The sequence below is a fragment of the Staphylococcus sp. FSL W8-0774 genome, assembly GCF_038006785.1.
Lineage (GTDB): Bacteria > Bacillota > Bacilli > Staphylococcales > Staphylococcaceae > Staphylococcus > Staphylococcus pasteuri.
Genome location: NZ_JBBOVW010000005.1, coordinates 1 through 6561 on the forward strand (window position 1 = coordinate 1; position 6561 = coordinate 6561).

Annotated in this window: 8 protein-coding genes; 2 read left to right on the top strand and 6 right to left on the bottom strand. The window is 25.6% G+C overall.

The window, feature by feature from the left end:
• The 5 genes from NSQ15_RS12415 to NSQ15_RS12435 form a co-directional block, all read right to left on the bottom strand.
• On the bottom strand, positions 1–2494 hold a 2494-nt coding region (locus tag NSQ15_RS12415), incomplete at its 3' end, for a DNA polymerase (RefSeq protein WP_340747202.1).
• Between the two features lie 12 nt (positions 2495–2506).
• A complete protein-coding gene (locus tag NSQ15_RS12420; RefSeq protein WP_340747203.1) occupies positions 2507–3799 on the bottom strand; it encodes a hypothetical protein in 1293 nt (430 codons plus the stop codon).
• Positions 3789–4190 carry a hypothetical protein gene (locus tag NSQ15_RS12425; RefSeq protein WP_340747204.1) on the bottom strand — a complete coding sequence of 134 codons (402 nt, stop codon included), beginning with the start codon at positions 4188–4190 and terminating at the stop codon, positions 3789–3791. The genes NSQ15_RS12420 and NSQ15_RS12425 overlap by 11 nt, the downstream gene beginning before the upstream one ends.
• Positions 4183–4461: a hypothetical protein gene (locus NSQ15_RS12430; RefSeq protein ID WP_340747205.1), complete on the bottom strand. Its 279-nt coding sequence runs from the start codon at positions 4459–4461 to the stop codon at positions 4183–4185. The genes NSQ15_RS12425 and NSQ15_RS12430 overlap by 8 nt, the downstream gene beginning before the upstream one ends.
• The gene (locus tag NSQ15_RS12435) at positions 4448–4669 is read right to left on the bottom strand and encodes a helix-turn-helix transcriptional regulator (RefSeq protein ID WP_340747206.1); all 222 of its coding nucleotides are present in this window, start codon (positions 4667–4669) and stop codon (positions 4448–4450) included. The genes NSQ15_RS12430 and NSQ15_RS12435 overlap by 14 nt, the downstream gene beginning before the upstream one ends.
• A 216-nt stretch (positions 4670–4885) precedes the next feature.
• Here NSQ15_RS12435 and NSQ15_RS12440 point away from each other — a divergent pair, with 216 nt between their 5' ends.
• Positions 4886–5722 carry a hypothetical protein gene (locus NSQ15_RS12440; protein ID WP_340747207.1) on the top strand — a complete coding sequence of 279 codons (837 nt, stop codon included), beginning with the start codon at positions 4886–4888 and terminating at the stop codon, positions 5720–5722.
• Complete coding sequence (locus NSQ15_RS12445; RefSeq protein ID WP_340747208.1) at positions 5722–6210, top strand: hypothetical protein; 489 nt, start codon at positions 5722–5724, stop codon at positions 6208–6210. Before NSQ15_RS12440 ends, NSQ15_RS12445 begins: the two co-directional genes overlap by 1 nt.
• 128 nt (positions 6211–6338) lie before the next feature.
• On the opposite strand, the gene NSQ15_RS12450 is transcribed toward NSQ15_RS12445, so the two are convergent.
• The gene (locus tag NSQ15_RS12450; RefSeq protein WP_340747209.1) at positions 6339–6434 is read right to left on the bottom strand and encodes a type I toxin-antitoxin system Fst family toxin; all 96 of its coding nucleotides are present in this window, start codon (positions 6432–6434) and stop codon (positions 6339–6341) included.
• Between the last annotated feature and the right edge of the window lie 127 nt (positions 6435–6561).

The window sequence follows — 6561 nt, forward strand, 5'->3', positions numbered from 1 at the left end:
CTTCAAGTTGTTTTTGGAATTGAACAATTGTAATTTCTTGATTTTCTTTAGTTGGCATTTTTCTTTGTGCTTCTTGTAGATGTTGTATTTGTTCATCTGAATAACCTTTCATATTTTGAAATAGTTTATAATAGTTATCATACCAATTATCAAGTTTTGTAACTAATTGTTTACTAGTTGTATCATTACGATATAATGCTTGATAATATAAATAGTTACGATGTATAAACCCTATATTTTGCTTTTGATCTACAAGTAATATACCCCCATTAACACGAATATTTTTCTTATCATATATATAATTACCTACTTTGAAGTCTTCTTTATTAGGTTTAGCATGAATACCAGCTGCAGCACATTTAAATTCATATTCACCATCTTTCTTTTTACTAGATAATGCACCATATGTCTTACATTTAATATATAAAGCGTCTTTTTCATACTCTTCAATTTTAAATGCACCTAATTTAGTATCATGTATTTCAATTTCGTCATATTCACCATGACCAATTAAATGTAAGCTGTCTGTGTCACAATAGACAAAGTTTTCAACACCTATTTTATTAATCATTTTAGTTAAATAACAACGGCCATATGCTGTTATAAATGCAGCGGCTGTTACATTTGCTTGTACTCGAATTGGTTGTTGTTTATCTTCTAATAATATTTTTTCAACAATGCCTTCATTACTTAAATCATATTTATATTGATCATATTCAGTATCAAAGTTACCTAATTTACCATATACAGCATTTAACATCATTTTTGCATAGTTTCTAACTAGTTCACTATTTGCATTACGTTTAACTTTCATCCAGAAATCAACATGTTTGTGCATTTTATTTTCTAATTCATAATCACGTTCATATTCTTTAACATTTCTAATTTCATACTGATGTATATTGTATGCTTGTTTCATCAATTGAACTTCAGCACTTGTTAAATATATATCTTCAAAATTACTGTAATTCAAATAATATTCAGCTTGGCTAATTGCACCAAATTTAGTATTTACATGATTAACATCATTACTAATACCATCTTCAGTTGTTTCATTTGTTCTATATTTTATAAATGGTACCCAATCTTCTTTAATTGTCATTTCTAAATTTTTGAATCTAATAATATACAATTTATCTGAATCTAAATCATTAATATCTCTAATTTTAACAAATTTACCTTCAGTTTTAGGTAATTTCATTGTACGTAATATCCATGGATACATACTGTTTATATCATATACTGTTACTAAAGGTAATCGTATACCTTGATAAATTGGATTAACAAAATTAAATCCACCTTTAAATGCATGTTTACCATATTTATTATTTTGAATTGCTTGATCTTTCATTATGATTTGATTAAATTTTTTAGTCGCTTTATCATATTCTTCTTTATTAATTTCACCTTTTTTATATTTGTTTTTATAGTTAATTAAAGCAATCATTTTACCTATATCATCTTTAATACCTGTTAATTTAATAGGTGATTTAATACTTTTACCTTCATCATCTTTTAACCAATTCATATTACTAAATTGTTTTTTATTTTTATCCGATTTAGGTAAATCATTTTGTATTGCTTTATATTCTTCTTTACTAATTTCAACATATTTAGGTTTTAATTCATTATTTTCATTAATCGTCCAATCATCTAATTTATGATAGACATCTTTATTTCTAACTTTCTTAATTGGTTTTGCTTTTAAATGATTAGTAAATGGTACAATATTTTCATTACGTCTGTATGGTATTAAATCTCTTAAATCTAAATCTTTACCATCAAATTCTTTATCATATTGTTGTTTATACCATTCTTCAAAACCATCATAATCTAAATCTAATGCTTGTTGCGCTAAATTAGATTGTGTATATATGTTATGATCAACACATTCTGCAATCATATATTTCTTAACTACATACTTAAGTGTTTCAACGTCTATTTTTATATACCAATCATCATAAGCAATTTGTTCAGTTGTACGTTTTGCCAATTCTTCTTCAGTATATAAAGGTGTAATACCTTTGATTTCATTTTTTCCAGTATCTTCTGCAATTGCCTTACTCATACTATCAATACTAGATTTAATCATATCTACAGTATCATAGAAGTTAAACACTTTATTATTTTTAAATATTGTAAATCTGTCTAATTCACCAACAATTTTTTTGTTAGCTGTACTATATGATTTATCATGTACATATTCATAATCATTTTTTAAAGCCCAATCCCATATAAAGGCACCGTCAAAACCACCTAAATTATGAAAGAATATATTTGCGCCACCTTGTGCACCATACGTCATTACTTTATACATAAATTCATCTATATTATTAGCATATACAATGTGATCGTCTTTATCTAAATTGCTAAATGCTGCTTGCCATACTCTAGTTGAGTAATTGGCTTTTATTTCTTCAATTGTCATATCTTTAGTATCATGCACAACTGTTGTTTCAAAGTCTGCAATTAATACTGGTACTTTTTTACTCATTTATTAATCCTCCTAATCTCTTTGAATTAAATATGCTTTAAATGCTTCATATACTTCTTTTTCTGCACTTTCACCATCTTGTATGGCATCTTTAAATTGTCCTGTCATCTTACTTACACTACGTCCTCTATTTTCGACCATACATCTATCAAGTAAATGTAAGTATTCAACAGAACTTGAATCTAATTTAAGCCCTTTTTCAGTTAAATAAGCACCTTTAAATTTACTACCTGTATTTTCGAACCATTCTTGTAAAAACTCATTAAATTCATCTAATTCATCCCAAATAATAAGCTGCATTGCAATTTCATTTATTTTACCTGTCTGTAATTCAAATAGTCCTTTAGCTTTACCTTTTAAATTACTGACTTCTTCATTAAAGTAATCAATAAATTCTTTACATGCTTTTAAATCAGGAATACCTTCTAATAATTCAACTGATTCTTCTGAATAACCCATTGTAATCAATTCATTATAATAATTAGTTACTTCTTCATTAAACATTGTAGGTTCAGATATATTATCCGAATTTAATTCATCTGGAATGTTTAAATTTATTTCTGGTGGTTCTTCAGGTGGTTGTGGTACTTTTTTATATCTTAATTTAGGTATTTCAATTTCAATTGTATTATTTAGTGTTGATAACTCATTAACATCGTCTATGTGTACTTTTAACTCATTTTGATGTATAATTAAGCTATCAAAAGATTTATCAATATCATTTAAATCATTTAATTTCATATCATATTTAAGATCATCAGTATTAATAAATATATTAGAAACAGGCATATCTAATGTATTTATAGTACTGATGTTCTTTTTCATTTCATCATCATTATTAATATTTACATTCATTAAAGCGTTTTGTTTTAATAAATTTGAAATGAAAATCGTATGACTAAAATCATTATTAAAGTTACTCGTTAAATAATCTAAAGATAAACTAATATTTAATGGTCTATATTTTAAGTTATTATATTTATTTCTTCTTTTACCTTTAAATGTATGACCTAAATTACTATTAATATTAAAATTATAATGTCTTTTGCTTAATGTACTTATTCTACTTAAATTTTTACTATTACTGTTGCTGTTACTAATTACCAAATCAATATTTGAATTTAATTTATTAATGCTACTAATATTGTTTAATAAATTAAATGTAGGTATATCTTCAACTTTAGGTAAGTCATCATATTCAATACGATCGTTGTTTAAAAAATTAAAAGTTTCAAATAATGGTTTATAATCTAAATCATTTATTATATTTCTAAGTTGCTTAATTAAATCTTTATTATTGGCCATAGGCTCTCAATTCTTTTAATATAGATTCAATTTCTTCATATTTATTTGAAACAGTACCTAAGTCTTTTAATTCATTATTAACCTGATTTAAAACAACAGCACCACTTTGAGAATTACTAATACGATCATTAGATAATATATTTGATCTAACAGTCTCTAATTTTGTTTTAACAGTCGTATAATTATTATTATCAACAATCTCCATATTGTTTAAATTTTTAATTTCTTCATTTGTATTATCTACTAAGTTATATTCTTCTTTCAGTTCATTTAATTTTGTTGTATAAATTTTACCTTTTCCATCTGGTAACTTGTTTAATGTATTAATAACATCATCTATGTTTTCAGGTGTTATAGTTAAATTAATTCTTTCACTATTTGTATTACTCATTTAACATCGCGCTCCTTTTATTATTGAAATTTTCAAATTCTTCAACTAATGCATTATGTTCATAAGATAATTCTAAATACATATCTTCTAATAAAACTTGATCTCTTTCTAATTGTTTAATTGACGTATAATGTTCTTCAATTGCATCATTATCAATTGACTTCAATCTAATTTTATTATATTCAGCTTTCTTAGCATTATAATCTTTTGCTTTTTTAGCAATCCTTTCTTCTTCTTCAAATAAAGTATTTATTTTACTAATTAAAGACATACTTTGTCACTTCCCTATATTCATTTATAAATTGATTAACATCTTTATCAAATAAAGTAGCTAGTTCTTCTAATTCGTTATAACTTAATATATCTAACAAATTGGATCTTTCTAATTCAATAACTCTATATCTATTGGTATCTAATAATTCAGCTAATTCTACTTGCGTTAATTTACGGCTTTTTCTCAAATCACGTAAATATCCCATTAATTATCAACTCCATATATTTAATAATTTAATTATACAACTTATTGTTGGTTTTGTACATCTAAAGTTGTTAAAAGTCAACATATATTCGGTTTTATCAACAGTAAAATCGAAAGGAATATTTTATTTGAATTATTTCTTCTAAACCCCTTTACTTAAATTTTAAAATTGTTATATGCTTAATAAAATATTTATATTCTAGGAGATGCACAAAAGATGAAAATTGTTAAAATTAGTAGTTTAATATTAGCTGGTGGAATTGTTTTAGCAGCATGTGGTAATGATGACGATAAGTCTGATAGTAAGAATGATAATAAAGGGGTTTCTGATTCTGTTTACAAGAAACTTGATTACAACAAGTACTATTCTAAAAATGATATTGATGATAAAGTAAATGGTGAATATTTTGTTGATACTAATAAAGCAATTGATATTGAAAAGAAAATTGTTAAAAATACAAAAGGTGCTACATATCTAGGTAAATCTAAAGACCTCTTTCCTGATAGTGTTCATTCAGGTGGCAAAGTACCTAAATATATTTTAGATTTAAAAGGTAATCATTTAGAAAATGATGCAATTGATTTTAAAATCAATAAAATAAATACCTATAATATAGATGATTTATTATCTACACATAAATTTGGTACCAAACAAATGGATGGTAGTGTTTCTATTGGTGATCCTAGTAGTTCAGATTCCATAGCTACAGAGGATAAAAAAGGTGGTGTGATAGAAGTTGATTTTGAATATACTAATAAAGATAGTGAAGATATGAATTTAGGTGAATTAGTAAAAGTGTATGCTAATGAAACTAATGGTGAAATACTCAATGTTAATGGTGAAATTGACGGTAAAAAAATAGACACTTCAGATTCTGATGCATCAACAGAATTAAATATGAATCAAGTCGGACGAAATCAAACGTTCAAAGGAAAAATAGCTTACGTTATAACTCAAGAAGATATTAATAAACCTAAAATTTTAAAAGGTACTTTTAAAATTACTGAACCTTTAAATGATGGTGAATATTCATTTAAAAAGGAAATTAAATAATGGCTCCATTTGAAGATCCCAAAAGACCAGAAGATAGAAATTATGATGAAGGTAGATTTGTAGGCTGGAAATTAATTAAAGGTGTATGGCGACCTATATATGAAGAAACACCAGCTGGATGTTTCTTTGGTGCTTTAGGAACATTCATAGTTTTAATGATAGGTGTTATATTAATGGCAAAATCTGGTGACGTTGAGGCTAATACAACATTACATAACTTCGCAGGTTTATTTATAGATTTTGTAATTAAACCTTTGCGTATAATACTCATACCAATATATTTAATAATATCTGTCATTATATGTATGTATGGATTTTTAATCAGTTCAGAAATATTTTCAACTATTCATAAAACAATTTTTACAAGAAAATATGAAACAATACCAAGATTCCGAAATATACCAGACCTACTCGCATATGCATTTGTTGGACTTTTAATATATTTACTAGTCAAATTCGCTTTATTTACACAATTAATTGTTTGGTAATTTGATTATAGATATAAACATGTTATAATATAATTAACAAAGGTATCAAATTCTATACACCAACACCCTTACTATTCGCACTAGTAAGGGTGTTTTTAGTGTTGGCCACAGTCGCCTATTATATATAATTATTTATCATTACGATGCCGTAGCCATTCTGTAAACAACGCAATGATACAACCACTAATAACAGTGATTGTAAACTGTACAAAGGTATCAAACATTCTATACACCACCTCTCTACGTCAAATTGACGCCAAAGAGTTAGGCGACACAAAACATTATAACACCAGTTTATATCTAATAAAATAACATCAATGATTTACAAAAAATAAATAAAAACATATAATA